Annotated in this window: 23 protein-coding genes and 2 tRNA genes; 13 read left to right on the top strand and 12 right to left on the bottom strand. The window is 56.2% G+C overall.

What is annotated here, in order from left to right:
- Positions 1-82 precede the first annotated feature (82 nt).
- Positions 83-1,417 carry a phosphate regulon sensor histidine kinase PhoR gene (gene phoR, locus ACWWD9_RS03275; protein ID WP_455867717.1) on the top strand — a complete coding sequence of 445 codons (1,335 nt, stop codon included), beginning with the start codon at positions 83-85 and terminating at the stop codon, positions 1,415-1,417.
- A 33-nt stretch (positions 1,418-1,450) separates the two neighbouring features.
- Here phoR and ACWWD9_RS03270 read toward each other — a convergent pair whose 3' ends face one another.
- Positions 1,451-1,831: a hypothetical protein gene (locus ACWWD9_RS03270; protein WP_455867716.1), complete on the bottom strand. Its 381-nt coding sequence runs from the start codon at positions 1,829-1,831 to the stop codon at positions 1,451-1,453.
- A 140-nt stretch (positions 1,832-1,971) separates the two neighbouring features.
- Entirely contained in the window at positions 1,972-5,784 is a 3,813-nt protein-coding gene (locus tag ACWWD9_RS03265) for a DUF3683 domain-containing protein (RefSeq protein ID WP_455867715.1), read from the bottom strand.
- A 199-nt stretch (positions 5,785-5,983) separates the two neighbouring features.
- Here ACWWD9_RS03265 and ACWWD9_RS03260 point away from each other — a divergent pair, with 199 nt between their 5' ends.
- From ACWWD9_RS03260 to ACWWD9_RS03250, 3 genes are read left to right on the top strand one after another with little or no spacing between them, the layout of a single operon-like run.
- Positions 5,984-6,499, top strand: a complete 516-nt coding sequence (locus tag ACWWD9_RS03260) for a peroxiredoxin family protein (RefSeq protein ID WP_013442986.1) — start codon at positions 5,984-5,986, stop codon at positions 6,497-6,499.
- A gap of 2 nt (positions 6,500-6,501) precedes the next feature.
- The gene (gene hemJ, locus ACWWD9_RS03255; protein WP_455867714.1) at positions 6,502-6,915 is read left to right on the top strand and encodes a protoporphyrinogen oxidase HemJ; all 414 of its coding nucleotides are present in this window, start codon (positions 6,502-6,504) and stop codon (positions 6,913-6,915) included.
- A gap of 2 nt (positions 6,916-6,917) precedes the next feature.
- On the top strand, positions 6,918-7,676 hold the full coding sequence (locus ACWWD9_RS03250; protein WP_455867713.1) for a hypothetical protein: 759 nt from the start codon (positions 6,918-6,920) through the stop codon (positions 7,674-7,676).
- A 53-nt stretch (positions 7,677-7,729) separates the two neighbouring features.
- On the opposite strand, the gene ACWWD9_RS03245 is transcribed toward ACWWD9_RS03250, so the two are convergent.
- On the bottom strand, positions 7,730-8,254 hold the full coding sequence (locus ACWWD9_RS03245; RefSeq protein ID WP_015830816.1) for an SRPBCC family protein: 525 nt from the start codon (positions 8,252-8,254) through the stop codon (positions 7,730-7,732).
- A gap of 194 nt (positions 8,255-8,448) precedes the next feature.
- Here ACWWD9_RS03245 and ACWWD9_RS03240 point away from each other — a divergent pair, with 194 nt between their 5' ends.
- The 5 genes from ACWWD9_RS03240 (at position 8,449) to ACWWD9_RS03220 (ending at position 12,174) form a co-directional block, all read left to right on the top strand.
- On the top strand, positions 8,449-9,012 hold the full coding sequence (locus ACWWD9_RS03240; RefSeq protein ID WP_230345855.1) for a TetR/AcrR family transcriptional regulator: 564 nt from the start codon (positions 8,449-8,451) through the stop codon (positions 9,010-9,012).
- A 74-nt stretch (positions 9,013-9,086) separates the two neighbouring features.
- Positions 9,087-10,028, top strand: coding sequence for a carbohydrate kinase family protein (locus ACWWD9_RS03235; RefSeq protein WP_455867712.1), 942 nt, complete (start codon positions 9,087-9,089; stop codon positions 10,026-10,028).
- A gap of 44 nt (positions 10,029-10,072) precedes the next feature.
- The gene (locus ACWWD9_RS03230; RefSeq protein ID WP_455868128.1) at positions 10,073-10,492 is read left to right on the top strand and encodes a glycine zipper 2TM domain-containing protein; all 420 of its coding nucleotides are present in this window, start codon (positions 10,073-10,075) and stop codon (positions 10,490-10,492) included.
- A 173-nt stretch (positions 10,493-10,665) separates the two neighbouring features.
- Complete coding sequence (locus ACWWD9_RS03225) at positions 10,666-11,415, top strand: GNAT family N-acetyltransferase (RefSeq protein WP_013442993.1); 750 nt, start codon at positions 10,666-10,668, stop codon at positions 11,413-11,415.
- Positions 11,416-12,174 (top strand): lysophospholipid acyltransferase family protein, encoded by a 759-nt coding sequence (locus ACWWD9_RS03220; protein WP_455867711.1) that lies wholly within the window; start codon positions 11,416-11,418, stop codon positions 12,172-12,174.
- On the opposite strand, the gene ACWWD9_RS03215 is transcribed toward ACWWD9_RS03220, so the two are convergent.
- Together ACWWD9_RS03215 and ACWWD9_RS03210 are read right to left on the bottom strand one after the other, a co-directional pair.
- The gene (locus ACWWD9_RS03215; RefSeq protein WP_013442995.1) at positions 12,127-12,981 is read right to left on the bottom strand and encodes a symmetrical bis(5'-nucleosyl)-tetraphosphatase; all 855 of its coding nucleotides are present in this window, start codon (positions 12,979-12,981) and stop codon (positions 12,127-12,129) included. The two genes, ACWWD9_RS03220 and ACWWD9_RS03215, sit on opposite strands and share 48 nt — an antisense overlap.
- 49 nt (positions 12,982-13,030) lie before the next feature.
- Entirely contained in the window at positions 13,031-13,993 is a 963-nt protein-coding gene (locus ACWWD9_RS03210; protein ID WP_455867710.1) for a c-type cytochrome, read from the bottom strand.
- A gap of 114 nt (positions 13,994-14,107) precedes the next feature.
- Here ACWWD9_RS03210 and ACWWD9_RS03205 point away from each other — a divergent pair.
- Positions 14,108-14,184, top strand: a tRNA-Arg gene (locus ACWWD9_RS03205).
- Positions 14,185-14,215: 31 nt separating this feature from the next.
- Here the strand turns inward: ACWWD9_RS03205 and ACWWD9_RS03200 are convergent.
- Positions 14,216-15,913 carry a sulfatase-like hydrolase/transferase gene (locus ACWWD9_RS03200; protein WP_455867709.1) on the bottom strand — a complete coding sequence of 566 codons (1,698 nt, stop codon included), beginning with the start codon at positions 15,911-15,913 and terminating at the stop codon, positions 14,216-14,218.
- A gap of 203 nt (positions 15,914-16,116) precedes the next feature.
- On the opposite strand from ACWWD9_RS03200, the gene alkB reads away from it, so the two are divergent.
- Positions 16,117-16,755, top strand: coding sequence for a DNA oxidative demethylase AlkB (gene alkB, locus ACWWD9_RS03195; RefSeq protein WP_455867708.1), 639 nt, complete (start codon positions 16,117-16,119; stop codon positions 16,753-16,755).
- Between the two features lie 178 nt (positions 16,756-16,933).
- Here the strand turns inward: alkB and ACWWD9_RS03190 are convergent.
- Positions 16,934-17,017, bottom strand: a tRNA-Leu gene (locus ACWWD9_RS03190).
- A 35-nt stretch (positions 17,018-17,052) separates the two neighbouring features.
- On the opposite strand from ACWWD9_RS03190, the gene queA reads away from it, so the two are divergent.
- On the top strand, positions 17,053-18,108 hold the full coding sequence (queA, locus tag ACWWD9_RS03185) for a tRNA preQ1(34) S-adenosylmethionine ribosyltransferase-isomerase QueA (protein ID WP_455867707.1): 1,056 nt from the start codon (positions 17,053-17,055) through the stop codon (positions 18,106-18,108).
- Between the two features lie 169 nt (positions 18,109-18,277).
- Entirely contained in the window at positions 18,278-19,168 is an 891-nt protein-coding gene (locus ACWWD9_RS03180; protein ID WP_455867706.1) for a hypothetical protein, read from the top strand.
- Positions 19,169-19,183: 15 nt separating this feature from the next.
- Here the strand turns inward: ACWWD9_RS03180 and ACWWD9_RS03175 are convergent, their stop codons facing one another.
- The 5 genes from ACWWD9_RS03175 to ACWWD9_RS03155 all read right to left on the bottom strand — a co-directional run bounded on the left by ACWWD9_RS03175 (position 19,184) and on the right by ACWWD9_RS03155 (position 23,760).
- On the bottom strand, positions 19,184-19,795 hold the full coding sequence (locus ACWWD9_RS03175; RefSeq protein ID WP_013443001.1) for a lytic transglycosylase domain-containing protein: 612 nt from the start codon (positions 19,793-19,795) through the stop codon (positions 19,184-19,186).
- Between the two features lie 68 nt (positions 19,796-19,863).
- On the bottom strand, positions 19,864-21,588 hold the full coding sequence (locus tag ACWWD9_RS03170) for a proline--tRNA ligase (RefSeq protein WP_455867705.1): 1,725 nt from the start codon (positions 21,586-21,588) through the stop codon (positions 19,864-19,866).
- A gap of 170 nt (positions 21,589-21,758) precedes the next feature.
- A complete protein-coding gene (locus ACWWD9_RS03165; protein WP_455867704.1) occupies positions 21,759-22,406 on the bottom strand; it encodes a hypothetical protein in 648 nt (215 codons plus the stop codon).
- Complete coding sequence (locus ACWWD9_RS03160; RefSeq protein ID WP_013443004.1) at positions 22,387-22,896, bottom strand: TPM domain-containing protein; 510 nt, start codon at positions 22,894-22,896, stop codon at positions 22,387-22,389. Before ACWWD9_RS03160 ends, ACWWD9_RS03165 begins: the two co-directional genes overlap by 20 nt.
- A 3-nt stretch (positions 22,897-22,899) precedes the next feature.
- Positions 22,900-23,760, bottom strand: coding sequence for a TPM domain-containing protein (locus tag ACWWD9_RS03155; RefSeq protein WP_013443005.1), 861 nt, complete (start codon positions 23,758-23,760; stop codon positions 22,900-22,902).
- Positions 23,761-23,763: the final 3 nt, after the last annotated feature.

Here is a 23,763-nt window from a genome sequence, read left to right as displayed (position 1 = left end):
ATAACGCTTTGCCAACGTCGCACTTGTCGGGGCTGCCGAATGCTCCAGCAAGTGATTTATTAATTTGTGGAATGGTAGCCGCGTGCACGATATTCGTTGGAGAGCTTTCTGGCTCGGCTTTTTGTTAGTGACCGTCAGCCTGGTGGTGTGGGCTGTCGTCGATGAAATTGCAGCATTACTGGTATTTGGCGTGGGCGTCGTGCTTTACCTCGCCACCCACCTTTACTGGATACACAAACTCCTGCAGTGGTTCAACAAACCCGATCTCGCCACCATGCCGCTGGGCACTGGCATCTGGGAAGATGTATTCGCCGCCATCTACCATCAGCAGCGTCGTTACAGCCGCAGCCAGACCCAGCTGAGCTCGGCGCTTGATCGCTTTCGTCATGCCGCCAGCGCCCTGCCAGATGGCGTGGTGCTGTTGAATGGCCACGACCTGATCGAGTGGTGTAACCCGCCTGCGGAACGGCACCTTGGCCTGTCCATGAAGCAGGACGTAGGCCAGCCTATCAGTTATCTGGTGCGTAGCAGTGACTTCATCAGCTACCTCGATTCACACAACTACACCGACCCGATCAAACTCAAGTCCTGGCGACTCGCCGATACCACCCTTGAATTGCAGATCATCCCCTTCGGCATTAACCAGAAACTGTTGATCAGTCGCGATATCAGCCAGCTGGAAAAGGTCGAGCACATGCGGCGCGATTTTATTGCGAATGTCTCCCATGAGTTGCGCACACCTTTGACGGTAGTAGGCGGCTTTCTGGAAACACTGAGCGACATGGATGGCGCGGTACCCGATAGCACGCGCAGCTACTTTGACATGATGCAGGAGCAGACAGGCCGCATGCGCAGGCTGGTGGAAGACCTGCTGACCTTGTCGCAACTGGAAAATAGCCCCACCATCCCGCAAGACACCGAAATTGATATCAATGCCCTGCTAAGCATGGTGATGAACGAAGCGCGTGGGCTCAGCAATGATCGCCATACCATCACGCTGGAGGCGGACACTACGCTGAACCTGACAGGTGCGCTGGAAGAGCTGCACAGTGCTCTGGGCAATCTGGTGAGCAATGCCATTCGCTATACGCCAACGGGGGGCAGCATTCATATCAGCTGGAAGACGCGTGGCACCGATGGCGTATTCAGCGTCAAGGACACCGGGCTGGGGATTGAACAACAGCACATCGACCGGCTGACTGAACGCTTTTACCGGGTAGACCGCAGCCGCTCACGCGAGACCGGGGGCACGGGCCTGGGACTTTCCATCGTCAAGCATATCCTGACGCGCCATCAGGCCAGATTGGATATCGAAAGCGAATTCGGCAAAGGCAGTACCTTCAGCGCCGTATTCCCCAAGGCACGCCTGGTGCACAAAACCAGCACCCCATCAAATCAAGCAGCCCGCACCGCCTGACCTGCTCCAAAACGGGCATCGCCCGAGCGCAGCTTAATCCACGACAGGCGGCAAAGGTTTTCTGTTGCCGGTGACATTCCCTGCATCCGGACTGGCCTTGGACTTGGGCAAGGCAGGCTGCAAACTCGGCACCACCTCAATACTGTTCTTGCGCATCACAACCGGCGGGCCACCCTCACTTGGCAATGGCACCACCAGTGTACGTGGCTCCAGACTCTCGGGTGGCAACACAATCACAGGTGACAGGCGCGAGCGGGTATTCAGTTGGGCAGGCGGGCTGACAGCCACACCGGAGGATGCATTATTACTATTGGATAATGCAGGAATAGCACCCAGCGTGCTCTCTTCCGCCATCGATTGACCAACAGGGATGAACACCATGCTGGCCAGTAAAAATGGGGCAAACCTGGTCATTGCAACTCCTTCACCTGTATCAGTTCAAGCTACTATACGCTGGCAAAGCGCCCTGTAAACCCTAAACTTTCCCGCATAACTACAATAAAAAAGCGCAAGGCATAGCCTTGCGCTTTTCATATCAACGACCGCAGACCTTGTTACAGCAGGACTTTTTCAATCCCGCCATTATTGGCCTTATGCACGAAATCCTGCATCCAGTTTTCGCCCAGCAAGTGCTTGGCCATTTCCACCACGATGTAATCCGCCTGCACCCCGGTATCTTCGCCATAACGCGCGAGACCTTGCAGGCACGATGGGCATGAAGTCAGTATCTTCACATCCTGCTCGGGCGCACCAGGGGTCAAGCCCAGCTTGGCCATGCCTTTTTCCAGCTCTTCCTGCTTGCGCATTTTGACCTGGGTCGCGATATCAGGACGCGACACGGCAAAGGTGCCAGACTCGCCGCAGCAGCGATCATTCAGCGCGACATCTTGCCCCATCAGAGCATTGGTCACCTTGAGCGGCTGATAGGTCTTCATCGGGCTATGGCAAGGATCATGGTACATATAGCGCGTACCCGTCACGCCTTCCAGCTTCAGGCCTTTTTCCATCAGATATTCGTGAATATCCAGCAAGCGGCAGCCCGGGAATATCTTCTCGAACTCGTATTTCTGCAGCTGATCCATACACGTGCCGCACGAGACGATCACGGTCTTGATATCCAGATAGTTCAGCGTATTGGCAATGCGATGGAACTGCACGCGGTTTTCTGCCGTGATTTGCTGCCCCTTGTCGTGGTTGCCGCTGGATGTCTGCGGGTATCCGCAGCACAGATAGCCAGGCGGCAGCACGGTGGTAGCACCGGTTTCATACAGCATGGCCTGGGTAGCAAGACCGACCTGTGAGAACAAGCGCTCCGAACCACAACCCGGGAAGTAGAACACGGCATCCGATTCTTCAGTCGTCTTCTGCGGATTGCGGATGATCGGCACTATCGTATCATCTTCCAGACCCAGCAAGGCACGCGATGTCTTGGTCGGCATGGCCTTGGGCATGGGGCGATTGATGAAGTGAATCACCTGCGCCTTGATCTCGGGCTTACCCAGGGTAGCGGGTGGTTTCTTCTTGATGTTGCCAATCAGCCCCAGCTTCTTGAACACCTGATGTCCCAGCCGCTGCAGCTTGTAACCCCAGCCTATCATGGCCGTGCGCATCAGCTTGATGGTGGCCGGATCCTTGACGTTAAGGAAGGCCATGGACACGGTAGTGCCGGCATTGAAATGCTTCTTGCCCTGCTCGCGCAGGAAGTTGCGCATTGCAATCGACACATCGCCAAAATCGATATCGACCGGGCAAGGGTTCAGGCATTTATGGCATACCGTGCAATGGTCGGCCACATCGTTGAACTCGTCAAAGTGCTTGATCGAAATACCACGGCGCGTCTGCTCCTCATAGAGGAACGCCTCAATCAGCAACGAGGTACCGAGGATCTTGTTGCGTGGCGAATACAGCAAATTGGCGCGGGGCACGTGTGTGGTACATACCGGTTTGCACTTGCCGCAACGCAAGCAATCGCTGATCGAGTCGGCAATATCGCCGATCGCCGATTGCTCCATGATGATGGATTCCTGCTCCAGCAACCCAAACGATGGCGTGTAAGCCCCATCCAGGCCAGAGCCTGCCATCAGCTTGCCTTTGTTAAAGCGCCCTTCCGGATCCACCTTCTGCTTGTAATCAGCAAAGGTCGAAATGGTTTTCTGGTCCAGGAACGCCATCTTGGTAATGCCAATGCCGTGCTCGCCGGAAATCACGCCATCCAGGCTTTCGGCCAGCTTCATGATGCGCGCCACGGCTTCGTGCGCGGCATGCATCATTTCATAGTCGTCGGAATTGACTGGAATATTGGTATGGACGTTGCCGTCGCCCGCATGCATGTGCAGCGCCACGAACACGCGGCCCTTGAGCACCTGCTTGTGGATTTCATCCGCCCGCTCCAGGATCTTCTGATATTCACGGCCGGTGAATATCTGGTGCAGCGGCTTCTTCAGTTCGCGCTTCCAGGAGACGCGTACCTGATGCTCCTGCACGGCGCGGAAGACGTTTTCAGTGGCAATGTCCGCGTATTCGCTACCCAGAATGCTGACCGGCGCATCCAGGTTTTCCAGGATAGTGCGCCAGTGCGTACGCACCTTGTCCACCAGCGCCAGAGACTGGGCACGCTTGGCAACCAGCATTTCAGGATCGGCCTGCGTATCGTCGTCCTGATACAAGGGCAGATCGCCTTGCAGGAAGGTTTCCAGTGCATCGGCCAGTTTGAGCTTGTTCTTGATCGACAACTCGATATTGATGCGCTCGATGCCGTCCGAATAATCGCCCAGGCGTGGCAATGGAATCACCACATCTTCATTGATCTTGAAGGCATTAGTATGTTTGGCAATCGCCGCCGTACGACCGCGATCCAGCCAGAATTTCTTGCGCGCTTCACCCGAGACTGCGATAAAGCCCTCACCGCCGCGCGCATTGGCCAGCCGCACGATATGCGATGCGGCTTCACCTACGCCATTTTCATCGTCACTGGCAATATCAGCCAGCAACACCATCTTGGGGCGCTCATTGCGGGTCGCCTTGGTGGCATAGCCCACGGCCTTGAGATAACGTTCGTCCAGATGCTCCAGACCTGCCAGCAGGGTATTGGGGTGCGCATCCAGGTAATCCTTGATCTCGACAATCGCAGGCACACCGAGCGCCACATGGCCGAAGAACTCGAGGCAGATGGTGCGCACATGCTTGGGCATGCGATGCAGAATGAAGGTAGCCGAGGTAATCAGACCATCGCAGCCTTCTTTCTGTATGCCAGGCAAGCCGGAGAGGAATTTGTCCGTCACGTCCTTGCCCAGTCCGGTCTTGCGGAAGCTGGGGCCAGGAATTTCCAGAATTTCCGGTTCGGCGAGCATGGTTTTGCCATCCTCGGCAAAGCGCGTAATGCGGAAACGCGCGACCGGAATGTCATGAATCTTGCCCAGGTTATGGTCCAGACGCTCCACCTCGAGCCAGTTGGCATCGGGCGTCACCATGCGCCATGAGGCGAGGTTATCCAGCGCCGTGCCCCAGAGCACGGCTTTCTTGCCACCGGCATTCATGGCAACGTTACCGCCGATACAAGACGCATCAGCCGAGGTAGGATCGCAGGCAAATTCAAGCCCGGCGGCCGTAGCGGCCTCCATCACGCGGCGCGTCACAACACCAGCGCCGCAATGGATGGTCGGCACCTGGCGACCTACGCCTGGCAGGGTGCGCATTTCAACGGCACCCAAGGTATCCAGTTTTTCGGTATTGATCACGGCCGACAATGGTGTCAGCGGCACAGCGCCGCCGGTATAACCAGTACCACCGCCACGCGGGATGATCGTCAGGCCGAGTTCGATACAGGCACGCACCAGCGCTGCCATTTCTTGCTCGGTGTCAGGTGTCAGCACCACAAACGGGTATTCAACACGCCAGTCGGTAGCATCGGTCACGTGCGAAACGCGTGCCAGCCCGTCAAACTGGATATTGTCCTTGCGCGTGATCTTGCCCAGTCGGGACAAGGCTTTTTTACGCAGACTTTCAGTTTGCTTGAAATCCTGCTCAAACACATCCACCGCTTTGCGCGCCGCGGCAATCAGACGCAACACCAGGGGATTGCCCTGGCTACGCTCGTCAATGGCCTTGATGCGGTGATGCAATGCGCTGATCAGGGCTTGGCGACGTTTTTTGTTCGCAAGCAGATCATCCTGCAGATAAGGATTGCGGGAAACAACCCAGAGGTCGCCCAGCACCTCAAACAGCATGCGTGCGGAGCGGCCGGTTTTCCGTTCGCCGCGCAATTCGTTGAGAACGTTCCAGATATCTTCACCGAGGAATCTGATAACGATTTCGCGGTCTGAAAACGAGGTGTAGTTATACGGGATTTCGCGTAAGCGGGTGGTCATGAATTTGGAAGGTAACCAAAAGCGCAATTATACCATGGGCAACATTGCAGTTTATTAGCAGACTGAATTTGTCAGGTATTAAGCTTATGCGTGATGCAAAATTCATACAGTCGTCCATTTACAGGCGCAGATTCCTGATGACAAGCTCCAGCAAACCCACGACAATAACGCGTGCATCGCAGATCGCTCATATTTAAAGATGAAATCCTTATTTAACTCCCCTCGCAAACTGCTATTTCCCTTGTTGCTGGTCCTGCTGCTGGGCTTTCTTGCCTATACGCTGGCCAGCAAGCCCACTGCGCCGAATATCAGCTTTACCACCCTGGATGGCAAAACCTCCAGCATGCAGGATCTGCGTGGCAAAGTGGTGCTGGTCAATTTCTGGGCGACGGATTGCCCCGGCTGTATTGCGGAAATGCCAGCACTGATACAGACCTGGCATCAATATCATGAGCGTGGCTTTGAGGTCGTGGCGATCGCCATGCCCTATGATCCTATCGATCAGGTCAAAAATTACACCGCCAAAAACTCTCTGCCATTTAAAGTCACCCATGACGACAGCGGTGACATGAGCATGCAATTCAACGAAGTACGCGTCACGCCTACCACCTTCGTGCTGGACAAAGACGGCAAAATCATCCGCAAAGCCATAGGCGAGCTTGATTTCAAATCCCTGCATCAACTGCTGGATCAACAACTGGGTACAAAAGGCTAGCCATGCTCTGGATCAAGGCGTGGCACATCATATTCATGGTGACCTGGTTCGCAGGGCTGTTTTATTTGCCACGGCTGTTCGTTTATCACGCCATGTCCAGCGACGAGACCAGCAACGCCCGTTTCAAAATCATGGAGCGCAAGCTGTTTTACGGCATCATGACCCCCGGCGCGGTGCTGACCATCGCCTTTGGACTGTGGCTGTGGCTGGGCTATGGATTCAGTGGCGGCTGGCTGCATGCCAAGGTATCGCTGGTGGTATTGCTGGTGCTCTACCACCTGTATTGCGGCAAGCTCGTGCGTGACTTCGCCCACGACCGCAATCAGCACGGCCATGTGTTTTACCGCTGGCTTAACGAAGCTCCGGTGCTGGCGCTAATTGCCATTGTCATCCTGGTTGAGGTGAAACCCTTCTAGCCATGTCAGCCCATCCATTATTCAACTCGGAGCTGCTCATCGCCAGGATACAAAAATCCTCGAGCAACCCTGGCCAGCGCCTGCTGAATGCGTTTGATCTTCTGGCAGAAGCCGTCAGCAATCCGATAACACTGCCTGGCGAAGCAGACATTGCCGCAGATAGCGCCATGCTGCGCTTCATGCAAATCCAGACGCAAGCCATGGCGATAGAAATGCCGGACCTGCTGGCGCAGCAACTTTACTTCATGATGCAGCAAGCACTTGAAACGGAATTGGCCTCCCCCACCTCACGCGCGTTGCACCACGCCCGTATTGCAGCCGATGCCATGTTACAAGCTCAGGCACCTGAGCAAAAACCTGCAGGCAAGGTGCTGGCTTATGCCATGGCAGCAGGTTTGTTTACCTTGCTGGGCAGCACCAGCATCGCTTTGCAAAGCGAATTCCAGCCCTCAGGGCCATTTATCGTCGCAGCCTTGAATGCCTCGGCAAAACCCGCGGAGACGCGCATGGCCCCTGATTTCTCGGTCGCCAATCCGGCCCGCACGGCAGCCATGTACGCCAAAATTGAACAGATGCGCACAGGAAGCTGCGACTACCCGCAAGCACTGGTGCTGCCCGAATCGGAACGTGGAATTTATATTGAGTATGTCGTGAACGGCAAGGTATCGACCAAGGTCAGCGATCAGGATGTTGTAAACAAACTGTTGCAGCAAGTCAGCTGCAACTACACGCCAATGCTGATGAAAAACTCAACGAGTTAGGTAGAAATAATAAAGCCGGCCAATGCCGGCTTTATTACGTATAGCGGGCAGTATTATTTTTCGGACAGTGCTTTAAGATTTTGCAGGCCGCTTTGGTAAATGGAAGTCACCGTATCACGTGCAGTCTTGTCATCTTCCCCGGCTTTGGGCTCATGCGCTGGATCCTTGCGCTTGAACATGCTCTTCCAGGTCACTTTGGTTTTGCCTTCGCCCACTGCTTGCACTTGCAGCGTGGAGTCATATTCACGCAGCGGCAGCACGCTTTCCGTGATGGTGTATTTCAACACATGATTCGCATCATCAAACTCCGTGAGCGTTTCGTGAATAGTGCCGCCATCTTTGAGCACGAGTACACGCTGGGCGCCTGCAGCATTGGCAGTGCCACTGGACAGCGTGGTTTTAGCCACAGCGGGATGCCAGGACATATCGGCGAAGTTTCCGGCATGTGCCCAAACCTTGTCAGCAGGGGCATTGATTTCGATGGTTTCACGGATTCTCAGGGTTTCATCAATCGCCGCGATTGATACCACCGGTAAAGCAAAAGCAGCCAGAACTAAAGCTCTTTTAAGTGTACGCATACATACCTCGGTTAATAAATGAAAATGGCCGCATGACTTACGGCGCAAGGACTGTACATGACTTTTTCGCCTGGCGCCTGTGAAAAAATCCCGTTCTTATGGATGAATAAGGGCGCTGCATAAAAATATACAGATTTGTATATTTATTGAATGCTTTACGATAGAATTTAATCATCATCAGGAAACACCAGACCATGTCTCCATTACGGGCAAAAATACTTAGTGTGGCTACCGATCTCTTCCAGACACGGGGCATCAACTCTACCGGCGTCGACACCATAGTCGCCGTCGCCGGCACCACCAAAATGACCTTGTACAAATACTTTCACAGCAAGGAAGACTTGATTCTGGAAGTATTGCAGCAAGGCCATCAGGACTTTCAATCCTGGCTGCAGCAGAAGTTCGAGACCAACACCAAAAAGCCTGCTGAAAAACTGCAAAAGCTGTTCGACTTCATTGAAGAATGGGTAACGTCGCCTGACTTCCGCGGCATGGCCTTTCTCAAAGCCTCTGCCGAGTTCCCCAATGAAGAGAATCCGGTGCATCGCCTGTCGGCCGAGCAATCCCGGCAGTTCCGGCAGTATCTGGCTAGCCTTGCCACCGAAGCCGGCATTCAGGATACCGAGGGTCTGGCCCTGCAACTGTCGCTGCTGATTGAAGGCGCCATGCAGGCCGAACAGATGAAGCGCGGCTCAGGTGCAGTGAAATATGCCAAAAAAGCCGCCAAAGTCCTGATCGATAACGCACTTAAAAGCTGACATAGCACGTCAGCGCACTTGCCCGGCGAGCCGCTACTCGCTGATAATGTGGCTTTATCTTCTTAGCCCACATAATGAAAACTCTGATCTGCGGCTCGATGGCTTACGACACCATCATGGTGTTTGGGGACAGCTTCAAGAATCACATCCTGCCCGAAAAAATTCACATGCTGAATGTCTGCTTTTTTGTGCCAGAAATGCGGCGCGAATTTGGCGGTACCGCTGGCAACATTGCCTACAATCTGCAACTCCTGGGCGGCGCCCCCTTGATCATGGCGACCGTCGGCGAAGACTTTCAGCCCTACAGCAAATGGCTGGACAAACAGTCGCTGGATAGCGCGCACATCAAGGTGATTCCCGATACCTTCACCGCACAGGCCTTCATTACCACCGATCAGGATGACAACCAGATCACGGCTTTCCACCCCGGCGCCATGAGCGCAGCGCACAGCAATAGCGTGCACGATGCCAAAGATGTCAGCCTCACCATTATTGCGCCTGATGGCCGCGATGCCATGTTCCTTCATGCCAAAGAATGCAGCGATGCGGGCATCCCCTTCCTGTTTGATCCCGGCCAGGGCCTGCCCATGTTTAATGGTGAAGAACTGCTGCATTTCATTGAGCTGGCCGACTATGTGGCCGTCAATGATTACGAGGCGCAACTTCTGCAGGAAAAAACCGGTCTTACCCTTGATACCATTGCTGGCAAGGTAAAGGCACTGATCGTGACACTGGGTAGCGAGGGGTCACACATATATACGGAAGGTAAACGCCTGCATATTCCATGCGTTGAAGCTTCAGCAGTGACCGACCCTACCGGGTGTGGCGATGCCTACCGCGCTGGCTTGCTTTACGGCATCAGCCAAGGCTGGGACTGGCAACAGAGCGGGCAGCTGGCTTCGGTGATGGGGGCGATTAAAATTGCGCATCGCGGTGCACAAAACCATCAGCCAAGCCGCGAAGAAATCGCACAGAGGTATCAACAGGCATTTGGCAGCTCAATCAATCTGGGTTAAAGGAGTCATAAGTGAATACAGTGAAATTAGTGGGGATTGCAGTCATGCTGGCCATGCTGGGCGCATGCGCCAGTTCAAACTCTGGCAGCGTGTATAGCCGGGATGAAGCCCGCAAGGTACAAACGGTTAAAATGGGTGTCGTGGAAAGCGTACGCACGGTCAAGCTGGAAGGCACCAAATCGCCGGTCGGCACCGCTGGCGGCGCCGTGGTTGGTGGCGTGGCAGGCAGCACTGTGGGCGGAGGCAAAGGCCAGGCAATTGCTACCGTATTGGGCGCGATTGTCGGCGGCCTGGCAGGCTCAGCGGCAGAAGAAGGCCTGACCCGCAAGGATGGTCTGGAGATCACCGTCAAACTGGATAGCGGCACCATGATCGCCGTAGTGCAGGAAGCAGACGACCAGTTCCAGCCTGGCGAACGTGTGCGTATCCTGGAAAGCGGCGGTACCACTCGCGTCAGCCACTAAGCAGACATTATCTGCACCCCATAAAACCCGGCGAGAGATTGCCGGGTTTTATTTTGCCCGTTGCCGCCATCACTCCCGACGGGCAATTCATGCAAGCTTCAAATGGCCGTCACCGTTCCGTCATAAAAGATTCGTAAATTCTCTCCTATCTTAAATCAGCAGGAGAGATTCAATTGCTAGAAAAGCATGTCTCAACCGGCTTGCACAGCGAGCCCAGCCATCTGCACGTGACTCTGGCGCGCAATCCTTCCGAAATTGCAGAAGCACAACGTTTGCGCTACAAGATATTTGCTGAAGAAATGGGCGCCCGCATCAATGGGCAGGACGGTCTGGACCGTGATGGCTTCGATGCCTTTTGCGATCATTTGCTGGTACGTGAAACAAAAAGCGGTGAAGTCGTTGGCACCTACCGTATTCTGAACCCCACCATGGCCGCTGAAGCCGGTGGTTACTACTCCGCTGGCGAGTTTGACCTGAGCCGTTTGCAACATCTGTTTGATCGCACCGTGGAAGTAGGCCGTGCCTGCGTACACCCGGACTATCGCATGGGCGGCACCATTACCCTGTTGTGGGCAGGCCTTGCCAAATACATGCAAACGCATCGCTATGAGTACATGATAGGCTGCGGCAGCGTAGGCATGGCCGATGGCGGCCACATGGCAGCCAGCCTGTATACACAGCTGGCGCAGGATCACCTCAGCCCGCCGGAATATCGTGTTTTCCCACGTTGCCCATTGCCACTGAACGCGCTGCAGACCTCGCTTGACGTGAATTGCCCACCGCTGATCAAGGGCTATTTGCGCCTGGGCGCCTACATCTGCGGCGAGCCAGCCTGGGATCCAGATTTCAATACCGCAGACATGCTGGTCATGTTACCTTTGTCGCGTATCAACAAGCGCTATGCGGCTCACTTCTTCAAATAATTGGAAAAACCAAGCTCCCCTATCACCCGCATTTTCCGGGTAATCCGTATCGTCCTGCACATGTTCAATGGCATGCTGATTGCCACCCTGCTGCTGCCGCGCCTCAGTGCGCGGCAGCGCGACCGGGTGATCAGCCGCTGGGCACGTGGTTTGATGCAGGTCATGAATATCCGCGTGGTGGTGAAAGGATCGCCACCGCATCCGGACATCGCCTCCGCCATGCTGGTTGGCAACCATGTTTCTTGGGTCGATATCCATGCGCTTAACAGCGTGCGCACGGTGCGTTTTATCGCGAAATCTGAAGTGCGGGACTGGCCGGTATTTGGCTGGTTTGCGCGCAAGGTGAATACATTCTTCATAGATCGCCAGCGCAAGCAGGATACCTCGCGCATGGTGGCTGAAGCGGTGAGCAGCCTGCAAGCCGGCGATTGCCTTTGTTATTTCCCCGAAGGCACGACGACGGATGGCACCGAGCTGAAACCCTTCAAGGGCAGCCTGATGCAAGCCGCGATTGATGCCGACAGCATGGTGTGGCCGGTAGCGATTCGCTACCCGCGGGACGATGGCAGTGCAAATACCGAGATGGCGTATTGGGGAGATATCACCCTGATGCAGTCGATTGCCAAGGTACTGGCCTGCCGCAAACCCGTTGTGGAACTCGACTTTGCGCCGCCCATCAGCCCCGCCGGGCATGACAGGCGCAGCCTGACGCTACAGGCCAGGCAAGCGATTGCCAGCCGGCTTGATCTTGCGGGGTGAGTCTTCCGGGCTGCAGGGCACCTGAAAAATGGTCCGGTCTTCCAGGCGCATGGCGGTGAGGCTGCCACCCCACAAGCATCCAGTGTCGAGCGCGAAAAGATTATCCCGCTGCTGCAACCCCAGGGCTGACCAGTGCCCAAACACGATGGCGGTATCGACAGAGCGCCGGTGTGGCACCTCAAACCACGGCACATAACCTGCAGGAATCTCATCCAGCTCGCTCTTGAACTTGAAGTCCATTTCCCCCGCCAGCGTGCAGATACGCAAGCGTGTCATGGCGTTGGTGATCATTCGCAGCCGGTCCATGCCACGCAGGCTATCATCCCAGGCAACCGGATGGTTGCCATACATATGGCGAAGAAAGTCGTGATAGTCAGGCCCACGCAGGGCTTCAGCCACCTCGGCACCCAGCGCCAGTGCGTCCGTAGCGCTCCATTGCGGCAACAAACCCGCATGCACCATCAGATACTCCGCCTCAGCATGCACCAGCGGCAAGCTGCGCAGCCAATTCAGAAGGTCATCGCGGTCGGGCGCGTCCAGTATTTCCTGCAAGGTATCACTTCGGTGCGGCTGCACAAACCCTTCGGCTACTGCCAGCGCATGCAGATCGTGATTGCCCAGCACGGCGACGATGGATTGCCGGTGCTGATGCAACCAGCGCAATACTTGCAGGGAATGTCCGCCGCGATTGATGAGATCGCCCACCAGCCAGAGGCGATCGCGGGCAGGGTCAAATTGAATATGGCTCAGCAGATGCTGAAATGAAAAATGGCAACCTTGCAGATCACCGATTGCGTAGGTTGCCATAGCATGAACTCACTTAAGCGATGCTGCATGGCAGCACCGCATGATCAAATTAGTCGGCCTTGAAGTTGGCGCCGCCCTGGTTTGCCATATAAGCCACCGCACGGGCAACTTCCGCATCACTCAAACCGGGATTGCCACCCTTGGCTGGCATCATGCGAATACCATGAATCGCATGTTGCACCAGAGTATCGTAGCCTTGCGCAATACGTGGTGCCCAACCATCCTTGTCACCGATTTTAGGCGCGCCCATCAGACCGCCCGCATGGCACATGGCGCAAACGCCCTTGACCACTTCCTCGCCAGACTTGCCACTGGCAGCAGGTTTAGGAGCTTCTGCAACCACGACTGGCTTGGCTTCTTCCGCCGGAGCAGCAGGAGCCGCTGGGGCTGCAGCCTTGGCTTGTGCAGCAGGAGCTGGTGCAGGAGCGGCAGCAACAGGAGCCGCGGCTGGCGCAGCAGCAGGGGCAGCTTCAGCGGCGGCGGCAGGCGCTGCGCCACCATGTGAGGCACCACCCAGCTCAGGCGATTTGAAACTTGCACCCGATTGATTCGCCATATAAGCCACGGCATTGGCAACTTCATTGTCGGTCAGATCCGGATTACCGCCACGCGCAGGCATGGAACGAATACCTTCAATAGCATGCTTGATCAGGGTCTCATACCCTTGGGCAATACGTGGGCCCCAGGCAGCCTTGTCGCCAATCTTGGGCGAACCCAATGCACCGGCGGCGTGACAGGCAGAACAGACAGCCGTTACGACTTGTTCACCCGTTTTGTCCACGTGTGGACCGCTGTTGTCAGCCACTTCCACCTGCGCAACCGGCTTGATACGCTCTTCAACCACGGCTTGCTGAATAGCAGGGTCTGCATCCACCAGATGCGAAGCCTGTATACCAAACAACATCTTAACAATCAGAAAAATCACCAGCGCGGGTGCAAACAATCCCCCCAAGGTAGCCAGCACCACCTGCGTCACTGTTGTTTTTGGAAATTCGTGATGATGCTCACCCATGACGATAAACCCTTATACCCATACGAAAAGTAGTGATTATACGTTGAAGCGCCTACAGGTAAAAGGACAAGCTAGCGTGCATTTGCTATAATCTTGTTCGCAGTATTTCTATACGCGCCCGTAGCTCAGTTGGATAGAGTGTTGGTTTCCGAAGCCAAAGGTCACAGGTTCGACTCCTGTCGGGCGCGCCAGATTTTAAGCTCCAGAATTTCTTTTCAAACGTCACCTATCCGCCGCTTGCCGAGGCTTGAGCGTACTCAGCAGCACCGGCTCATGGTATTCAATCCGATCCGGCCATTCACGGATGGGGAGTACGAACCGGTCACCAAGCAACTGGTCGCCGTGATTAAAATGCAGGGTGACGTCCGCATTGGGGTTATTAATCTGCACGCCCAGGCGTTGAGCCAGCCACAGGCCAAGCTCGTAATGACTGACCCATGAATCCTGAACGAGGTCCGCGGGTTGCGCGGTATTGCCACTGAGGACCATCATCGGGATCTCAACCACCTCCGGTTGCAGGCGGTTATGGCCCCAGCGGCCCTCCTCTCCCAGCAGCTGCCCATGGTCGGCGGTAATAATCAGATACTTCTCGCCATCAAGCTTTGAAAAAGCACGCAGGATGCGATCCATGACGCCATCCCAATGCAGCATGGCGTTATCGTAGGCGTTAAGCATGCGGGTTTCATGGCTGAGTTCACTGGTCGTGGGCCAGGGCGGTGTAAAGGCGCGATCTTGCTGGTAGTTTTCTTCGTAGGGAAAATGCACGGCGCGCATATTGAAAACGGTAAAGCTTTTATCCGTGGGCATTTGCTTTTCAATAATATCGGCCAGCAGAGCATCGCGGCGCTGCATAAAGCCGACCATGCGATTTTCTCGGGTTACCACGTGATCGATGAAAGGCCGACCGATATAGGTGAGCAGCTTGGACTCCTGCGATGACAACCAATAGGTTTCATAACCCTGCTCTTGCGCCAGACGGAACAGGTTATGCCGCTTGTCTTTCATCCAGGCTTCCTGCCCAGGCTCGCGTATCACATTCATTAATGCAGGCAGGCTGACAGCCGTGCTGACCCCGGCGGCAATGCCCTTCAGCCGTATCCCGTTCATCTGGCTCATCCAGCGTTGCAGATGCGGCGTGGTCTGCCGGCTGGCGCCGTAGAGGCTCATGCGGTCCGGGCGCAAGGAGTCAGCCACCACCAGCCAGATATGCCGTGGCATGGAGGGCGAAGCTTGCCGCGTCATGCGATAAGGCACCATGGCGTGCATGTCGGAGGCGGGCGCTGTGGTGTCACCTTGAAAGCCCTTGACGGCAAAAAATGAAAAGACATTCATGCTGTTGTGCAAAGCGCTGCGCGTAGGGCCGGGCAAAAAGTCTTCCAGATCGCGGTAACTCGCGCGTATCGGCTTTGCCGCCAGAATGAGCAATATGAGTAACCACGCCAGACTGAAATACGGAAGCCCCAGACGGGGCTGCAGCCAGCCATGCAACAGAAACATTGCCCCATACGGCAACCCCACTACCACCAGCACCCAGGCATAAGGCGCCCAGCTGGCCTGCAGCGCCTGGCGGATATCCTCAGGATTTTGCAGGGCGTTTTGCAGATCACTGACGCTGAGCGGCTCGCCGGTAAACGCCAGGTTGGCAAACTGGATGATTTGCATGAAGACGAACAGCATAAGCACCAGTGCCACCAGCCATCGCTGGCGACACAACCAGAACCCCAGCGCCAGCAGCCAGATGACCAGCCCATAGACAGGCTCAAACACGGCATAATGCGCGCCACCCATCGCATGAAACAGCAGATCGTCCGCCATTAGCAGGGCGGCGCTTAGCAAACTGAGCAGCAAGATGAAAACAAAAGGACGCCAGCCTGCATTGCGGCCGCGCCCGACAAAAGAAGAGAGAAGTAAACTGGGCATGCTGCATGTGCTTGCAACGAGCAGGCCTACAGAGAATTTTTAAGCATGTATCTGATTTAATGAATGTTATCTTAAAATTCCGGTGCATCGCCATGGCATTTTTTGCAGACCCGGCAACCTCATCCTGCAAAAAACGTCTCAAGCGCATACCCGCGGAATTCCGCTTACTCCATCCTCGTTAAAGGATAAGCAGCAGATATCTCATGAGTCGTGATCTTTTTGCCTCAGACGCTCCACAAGCACTGGCAGCGGCCACATTTATGCTTGCTGGATTTGCACTCGCCCGGCAGGACATTCTGTGGCGTGATATCCAGGCCATCCTGCGTCGCTCGCCCTTGCGCCACATGCAGACGCCTGGGGGATTTACCATGTCGGTGGCGATGAGCAACTGTGGTCCGCTGGGCTGGGTCAGCGACCGCAAAGGCTATCGCTACAGCCCTATCGATCCACTGACAGATCAGCCGTGGCCAGCCATGCCACCCGCCATGCAGCAGTTGGCCACCGAAGCAGCTGCGCTCTGCGGATTTGAGGGTTTTTTGCCGGATGCCTGCCTGATCAATCGCTATGCACCCGGCACACGCATGAGTCTGCATCAGGACAAAAATGAGGTGGATTACAGCGCGCCCATCGTCTCGGTATCGCTGGGCGTAAGTGCGGTGTTTCAACTGGGAGGCATGCAGCGCAGCGACAAAGCATCGCGTATCAGCCTGCAACATGGCGATGTCCTGGTGTGGGGTGGTGAAGACCGCTTACGGTTTCACGGCGTGTTGCCTATCAAGCCGCAGCAGCACCCGCTGACCGGCGAAGACCGCATCAACCTGACGTTTCGCAAGGCGGGCTAAACCCGTGAGTGCATGTCACCTGGATGGCGAGATGAAGTAAGCATTTGGCAAGCCAAAAACGCGAAAATTCAGCGTCTTGCTAGCGAGTTGGAGCTACTGGGGAACATTATCAAACGAGAGATTTACAACAGGATCGTTATTTTTAAGCCATTGTTTATTATGGTAAAATAACTTTTTGTGGTGCCGGGGGGGGACTCGAACCCCCACACCTTGCGGCGGCGGATTTTGAGTCCGCTGCGTCTACCAATTCCGCCACCCCGGCTGAGTGGAACGCGATTATAACAAAGCTTGAGCAATATGCGAACCGAAGATTTTGATTTTTTCCTGCCTGAAGAACTGATCGCCCAATTCCCTGCGGCCGAGCGTGATGGCAGCCGCCTTTTAAGGCTGGATGGTAATAGCGGCGCCATTGCCGACCATCAGTTTCGCGAACTTCCGCAGTTTTTAAACGCGGGCGATGTGCTGATATTCAATGATACGCGCGTGATCAAAGCCCGCTTGCAAGGCCACAAGGAAAGTGGCGGCAGCATTGAGCTCCTGATTGAGCGGCCGCTGGATACGCATAGAGCGCTGGCGCATATTCGCGCATCGCGCTCGCCCAAGCCTGGCAGCCGCATCTTTATTGGCGATGGCATTCCGGCACGCGTGATCGAGCGTCAGGACGACCTGTTCCTGATTGAAGTGGAGCACGCGACACCTTTGCTGGATCTGCTTGATCAATATGGTGCCCTGCCCTTGCCACCCTATATTACCCATGCGGCCGATGCCGAAGACGATGAGCGTTACCAGACCGTCTATGCCAGAACGCCGGGCGCCGTTGCTGCGCCCACGGCCGGCCTGCATTTCAACCAGGCCATGCTCGATCGCCTGCAGGCGGCGGGCATACAGATCGCCTACGTTACGCTGCATGTAGGCGCGGGTACGTTTCAGCCTGTGCGTGTGGATGACATCAGCGAGCATCGCATGCACAGCGAGTTTTATACCGTACCGCCTGCCACCGTCGATCTGATCAATACCGCGCGCGCAGCCGGTCACAAAATTACTGCCGTTGGCACCACCGCCTTGCGTGCCCTGGAAAGCGCAGCGCGCTCAGGGACTCTGGTCGCGGGCAGCGGCGAAACCGACATTTTCATCACGCCCGGCTACCGCTTTCAGGTGGTCGAGCGCTTGCTGACCAACTTTCACCTGCCCAAAAGCACGCTGATGATGCTGGTATCGGCCTTTGCCGGGGAAGAACATATCCGCGCGGCCTATGCCCATGCCATTGCCAGCCGTTACCGCTTTTTCAGCTACGGCGATGCCATGCTGCTAGAACGTCGGGAATCCATCGACCAAGCGCCCACCCCTGGTTAACATCAAAAGAAACAAGCTGTGCACGCCCAAGGTGGGCAACGGAACTCCTGCTGCCTGTCCGCTTCATAATCGGGTATTCTTCCCAATCCTGAGCGGGACTGAATCCCGACAGATGACCCAGGCCATGACCACAATGCGCCGTGAATTTGAGAGTGAGATGAGAGTTGCCATGACGTTAAATCGCTTTACTGCCATATCCGCCTTGTTTGCCAGCCTTTGGCTGGCGCTGCCTGCTAGCGCCCAGGTGCTGCCTGAAGCCCAGATCGGGGTACGCATCCCGCTGGCAAAGAAACCAACTACCCGGCCAATGGGCGTTGCCTATTCGCCGCTGCATCAGCGTTATTTTGTCGCCGATGGCGGCCTGGGCCCGGTACCGGGCTCCATGGACATCACCACCTCGCGCTCGGAGGTACATGTGTTTGACGCCAGCGGCAAATACCTGCAATCCGCCCTGCCCGGCCTGGATAATCGCGCCATCTATTTCAATCCCAACACCCAGCTCATCGAAACCATTACCTACAATGTCTCCAGCAGCGCCGGTTTTACACCGGGTACTGGCATTTACTCGCTGGAAATCAATGACAAGGGTGAGCTGACGGAAAATACGCGCGACATTATCAGCTTCAACCCGGCGTTTGGCGATGCGGCCACCATGCCAAGCTATGATGCAAAATCCCAGCGCTACTATGCCAAGCAGGAGCGCAGTAACCGGGTGTGGGTCGTAGACCCCAAGCAACGCGAAAAAGTGAGCGAGATCGTGCTGGATCTGGATGCCGCGGGCGCCAGATTTGATGACATCAGCGATCATTTCATTGCCTACACCGGCATTGCAGGCGAAGAACTGGCCGTGCTGGATGTCGACCACAAGGCCGTGCTGGTATTTGATCTGAATGGCAAACTGGTGGGCAAGAGCGCGCTGCCACCCACGCTCAAGCTGTTATCGCAAAACCATTACAACGGCGTTGGCTACAGCAATGGCATGGTGTTTGTGTACGCAGAACGCGAAGGAGAATTCGGGACGTATCTGGGCTTCAAGGTCTCGGACCAGGTTGCCCCCTGATCCTAATGCCTGGTGCTAGTAACCGGGGCGATAGCTCCAGTTATTGCGCCAGGCGCTTAATACCATATTGGGATATTCCGGCTGCCCCAGGCTGCCGTTATAGCGGCCAAGCGCCCGGTACAAATCCCCATTTTCGATATCCAGATAATGCCGCAGTATGGTACAGCCATAGCGCAGATTCAGGCGCAGATGAAACAGGTTGTGCTCCGGCGAGCCTATGCTGCGCACCCAGAACGGCATGACCTGCATGAAGCCGCGCGCGCCGACTTCCGACACCGCATATTTCTTGAAGCCGCTTTCCACCTGAATCAAGCCCAGCACCATTTGCGGATCCAGCCCCGCACGCGATGCCTCGTAATGCACAGACCGTAAAAAATCCTCGCGCATGGTCTGGTCCGGCATGCGCTTTTTCAGACGCTCCGACATGTCCTGCATCCAGCGCTGGCCTTCCACCTCACTGGCAAACACCAGCCTGGGCGCGGCCAGATCACTGACGGACTTCTGCATCAGCGCCCGTACACTATTCGAGAGCGGCTCTTCTTTCTGCGCACCGGCATGGGCAGGCAACGCACTTAAGAGTGCCCAGGCCAGCCAGCCGGATATACAGAGTTTATTCAATGCGCGCATCCTCATCATCAGTCTGTTACGGCGCAACACGCTGCAGGTTTAGCCCGCAGCCCACAAAAAGCCAAACCTCAGGCCAGTGCCTGCTTCAGCTTGCTGACAATATCGCTCAGCGCAACAGACTGCGCCTGTTCGTCAGTACGTGCCTGATACTCGACCTGGCCTTCCTTCAGGCCACGGTCGCCAATCACCACGCGGTGCGGGATACCGATCAGTTCCAGATCAGCAAACATGACGCCAGGCCGTTCGCCACGGTCATCCAGCAACACATCAATGCCTGCCTGCTGCAGTTCTGCATACAGCGCCAGCGCCGCGTCTTTGACGGCATCGCTTCTATCCATGCCGATAGGCGCAATCGCCACACTGAAAGGCGCCATGGCGGCGGGAAAAATAATGCCGCGGGCATCGTTGCCCTGCTCGATCGCAGCGCCCACGATGCGGGATACACCAATACCGTAGCAGCCCATTTCCATGATCTTGAGCTCGCCATTTTCGGCCTGGTAGGTCGCGTTCATGGCTTCAGCATATTTGGTACGCAACTGGAAAATATGGCCCACTTCAATACCACGGCATAGCTCCAGTACACCCTTGCCATCCGGACTTGGGTCGCCATTGATTACATTGCGGATATCCGCCACCAGCGAAGGCTCAGGCAAATCGCGACCAAAGTTGACGCCCGCCAGGTGGAACTTGGGTTTGTTGGCACCACAGACAAAATCGCTCATGGCGGCCACGGTATGGTCGGCAATAACGCTCACTTCGGCACTCACGCCTACCGGGCCGATAAAGCCAGGAGGGCAACTCAGATGCGCGCGGATTTCTTCTTCAGTGGCAAAGCGGAAATCGGCAAAGCCAGGCTGCTTGGCCAGCTTGATCTCATTCAGGCTATGGTCGCCGCGCAGCAACGCCAGCACAAAGCGGGACCTGCCTTCGCCATGGGCCACCATCAGGGCAATTGCCTTCACCGTGCGGGTGACGCTGATTCCCAGCAAGGCGGCGACATCTTCGCAGGCGGTCTGCTTTGGGGTATCCACTTCACGCAGGGTTTCCTGCGCGGCGGCGCGTGGTGCCGCTGGTGGCAGGGCTTCTGCCAGCTCCACGTTGGCGGCATAGTCAGAGGCTGGGCAGTAGGCCAGCGCATCTTCACCTGAATCCGCCAGCACATGAAACTCATGCGAGCCATCGCCGCCGATGGCGCCAGTATCGGCACGCACCGCGCGGAATTTCAGGCCCAGGCGGTTGAACACATTGCTATATGCCTGATACATGGAGGCATAGGTTGCCTCCAGCGATTCCAGGCTGGTATGGAAGGAATAGGCATCCTTCATGACAAATTCGCGGGCGCGCATCACGCCAAAGCGGGGGCGGATTTCATCGCGGAACTTGGTCTGGATCTGGTAAAAGTTGAGAGGCAATTGCTTGTAGCTCTTGATTTCGCGCCGCGCCAGATCGGTGATCACTTCTTCGTGCGTAGGGCCGAAACAGAAAGAACGCTCGTGGCGGTCAGTAATCTTCAGCATCTGGGGACCAAACACATCCCAGCGCCCGGTTTCCTGCCACAGTTCAGCAGGCTGCACCGCAGGCATCAGCAGTTCCAGCGCACCGGCCTTATTCATTTCGTCGCGCACCACGGTTTCCACCTTGCGCAATACGCGCAACCCCAGCGGCATCCAGGTATAGAGGCCAGAGCCCAGGCGCTTGATCAGACCGGCTCGCAACATCAGTCTATGGCTGGGCAGCTCGGCTTCCTGTGGGGCTTCTTTTTGGGTGGCAATAAAAAACTGAGAGGCGCGCATGAGTAACTCTTAAAAAAATGGGGGATGGAAGAAAACTTAAGGTGTGGATTTTATAGAGAAATGCCCGCGAAGTCAGCCGAGAGGCGTTTCACGGGGTAAAAACGGCCCGGATTGCGTGCGGGATTAAATCAAATACAACGAAAAACACCCCGGCAGCCTGCGCGCGATGCTCATCGGGCGGGGCTGTTTTCCGGCTTCCAGCCCGACTTCCATTGCTCCAGCGGAACAATCACCGCCGGCTGGCCGTTATCGTAAAACCAGGAATCCACTGCAAAACGCTCGCCCGAGGCGCGGTCAAGTATGGCGGCGGTGGTATGCGGCCAGCCATTGAGAAAGAAGCCGCGGCGCTTGGTATCCAGAATATCGTGAAAACGGATCAGGCCCTCTTTCAGCATCAGCTTCATGTAGGCGGTGCTGTTGGCGGCTTCGTCATTGCAATCCAGCTGGCCGGGCTTGCCCCAGACACCAAAGGTCCCCGCCTTGTCGACCGATGTACCGGTTTTGGCTCCCACCATCTTTTCCATTTCCCCCAGCGCGTGGCTGATGGCCACACGTTCGGCGGCTGCATTTTCCGGCGTGGGCGTAAAGACTTGCACCACGCGCTGCCATTCTTCGGCGCTCAGCGTAATCCGCGCCATGGCGGCACAGCCGCCGCCGTAGCACATGTCAAAGCCTTCCAGCGTGGGTTTTTGTTGCAATACCTGCGTCAGTGCCGCGCTATCGGCCCAGGCAGGGGATGATAACAGCAGGCAGAACGCGGCAAGCGCACTGGCAAATCTGGCAACTGAGGCGCCAGAATCAGAGAACCAGCGGCGCATCGGGCAACTCGTTCTGATCATCAGAAGTGGGGGGAAAGTGCTGCTCCAAGGCGGCGCCTATGCGGCTAATCCCATGCAGTACGCCGGTTTCGAAATGCCCCTGGCGAAACATGGCTTCCATTTCGCGGCAGATTGCTTCCCAGCCCGCTTCACCCACATGCTGGTGAATGCCGCGATCGGCGATGATTTCCACATCGCGATCCGCCAGCAACAGGTAGATCAGCACGCCATTATTGGCCGCGGTATCCCATACCCGCAATTGCGAAAACAGCTCAATGGCGCGATGACGCGGCGTGACCCCTTGCAGGATATGCATGGGCGAAAGACTGCCCTCCACCACCACACGGATTTCGCCATTATGTGAGCGTTCGCTCGCGGCCGTGGCCTTCTCAATATTGACAAGTGCCTGCTGGCTGAAGTGGCGCTTGAAGTGCCATGGCGTTGCCAGCAAGTGGGCCATGAAACGTGAAAATCCGGATTTTTTCAGCATGATTTACCAGTCTCCCGAAGCCCCGCCGCCGCCGAAGCCGCCGCCTCCACCAGAAAAACCGCCACCACCGCTACCGCCGCCAAATCCGCCGCCGCCATAGCCACCAAACCCACCCAGGCTGCCAATACCGGCCAGCGTGACGACGAAGGCAATGAAAGCCAGCACCAACGCCATGATAAGGCCGCCACCCAGTATCCAGACCGCAGCGCCTATCAGGCCACCGGTGGCCACACCACCAAAAAAGCTGCCCAGCACGGCGCGCAACATGGCACCGGCAATCAGGCCGCCAAATAGCAGAATCGGCAGCATATCGCCCCAGTCATGCTCGCCACCACGCGCTTGTTGCGGCGGCGCAGGCAGGGCTTCACCATCGATTAGCGCAGCGATACGCTCCACGGCAGCATTCAAGCCACCATAAAAATCGCCCTGCCGGAAGTATGGCGCCATGACATCGCTGATGATGCGTTTGGCGGTGACATCGGGAATCGCCCCTTCGAGGCCATAGCCGACTTCAATGCGCATCTTGCGATCATTCTTCGCCAGCAGGATCAGCACGCCATCGTCCTGCTTCTCGCGCCCCAGTTTCCAGGCTTCCACCACGCGGATGGAATACTGGGCGATATCTTCAGGCTGGGTCGTCGGTACGATCAAGATGGCAATCTGGCTGCCTTTTTGCTGCTCAAATGCCTGCAGGCGCGCTTCCAGCCCTGCCTGCTGCTCGGCCGTCAAGGTCGACGTCAGGTCGGTCACGCGCTGGGTCAGCGGTGGAATGGCTTCCAGCGCCTGCGCCGCTCCCGCCTGCCATAGAGAGGCAAGCAACAGCAGGGGCAGGCACCAGCGCAGCAAGGCGCTCAACTTCTTCACGTA

This window comes from Methylovorus sp. SPW-M1 (assembly GCF_053848825.1).
Note: the sequence above shows the minus strand (reverse complement) of the source record. Positions and strands in the feature narration are given on the sequence as shown.

Bases quoted from the DNA above. Each gene is read 5' to 3' on its own strand.
- ACWWD9_RS03270 (WP_455867716.1), bottom strand. From the start codon at position 1,831: ATGACCAGGTTTGCCCCATTTTTACTGGCCAGCATGGTGTTCATCCCT.
- ACWWD9_RS03265 (WP_455867715.1), bottom strand. From the start codon at position 5,784: ATGACCACCCGCTTACGCGAAATCCCGTATAACTACACCTCGTTTTCA.
- ACWWD9_RS03260 (WP_013442986.1), top strand. From the start codon at position 5,984: ATGAAATCCTTATTTAACTCCCCTCGCAAACTGCTATTTCCCTTGTTG.
- hemJ (WP_455867714.1), top strand. From the start codon at position 6,502: ATGCTCTGGATCAAGGCGTGGCACATCATATTCATGGTGACCTGGTTC.
- ACWWD9_RS03250 (WP_455867713.1), top strand. From the start codon at position 6,918: ATGTCAGCCCATCCATTATTCAACTCGGAGCTGCTCATCGCCAGGATA.
- ACWWD9_RS03245 (WP_015830816.1), bottom strand. From the start codon at position 8,254: ATGCGTACACTTAAAAGAGCTTTAGTTCTGGCTGCTTTTGCTTTACCG.
- ACWWD9_RS03240 (WP_230345855.1), top strand. From the start codon at position 8,449: ATGTCTCCATTACGGGCAAAAATACTTAGTGTGGCTACCGATCTCTTC.
- ACWWD9_RS03235 (WP_455867712.1), top strand. From the start codon at position 9,087: ATGAAAACTCTGATCTGCGGCTCGATGGCTTACGACACCATCATGGTG.
- ACWWD9_RS03230 (WP_455868128.1), top strand. From the start codon at position 10,073: ATGCTGGCCATGCTGGGCGCATGCGCCAGTTCAAACTCTGGCAGCGTG.
- ACWWD9_RS03215 (WP_013442995.1), bottom strand. From the start codon at position 12,981: ATGGCAACCTACGCAATCGGTGATCTGCAAGGTTGCCATTTTTCATTT.
- ACWWD9_RS03210 (WP_455867710.1), bottom strand. From the start codon at position 13,993: ATGGGTGAGCATCATCACGAATTTCCAAAAACAACAGTGACGCAGGTG.
- ACWWD9_RS03200 (WP_455867709.1), bottom strand. From the start codon at position 15,913: ATGCCCAGTTTACTTCTCTCTTCTTTTGTCGGGCGCGGCCGCAATGCA.
- alkB (WP_455867708.1), top strand. From the start codon at position 16,117: ATGAGTCGTGATCTTTTTGCCTCAGACGCTCCACAAGCACTGGCAGCG.
- queA (WP_455867707.1), top strand. From the start codon at position 17,053: ATGCGAACCGAAGATTTTGATTTTTTCCTGCCTGAAGAACTGATCGCC.
- ACWWD9_RS03180 (WP_455867706.1), top strand. From the start codon at position 18,278: ATGACGTTAAATCGCTTTACTGCCATATCCGCCTTGTTTGCCAGCCTT.
- ACWWD9_RS03175 (WP_013443001.1), bottom strand. From the start codon at position 19,795: ATGCGCGCATTGAATAAACTCTGTATATCCGGCTGGCTGGCCTGGGCA.
- ACWWD9_RS03170 (WP_455867705.1), bottom strand. From the start codon at position 21,588: ATGCGCGCCTCTCAGTTTTTTATTGCCACCCAAAAAGAAGCCCCACAG.
- ACWWD9_RS03165 (WP_455867704.1), bottom strand. From the start codon at position 22,406: ATGCGCCGCTGGTTCTCTGATTCTGGCGCCTCAGTTGCCAGATTTGCC.
- ACWWD9_RS03160 (WP_013443004.1), bottom strand. From the start codon at position 22,896: ATGCTGAAAAAATCCGGATTTTCACGTTTCATGGCCCACTTGCTGGCA.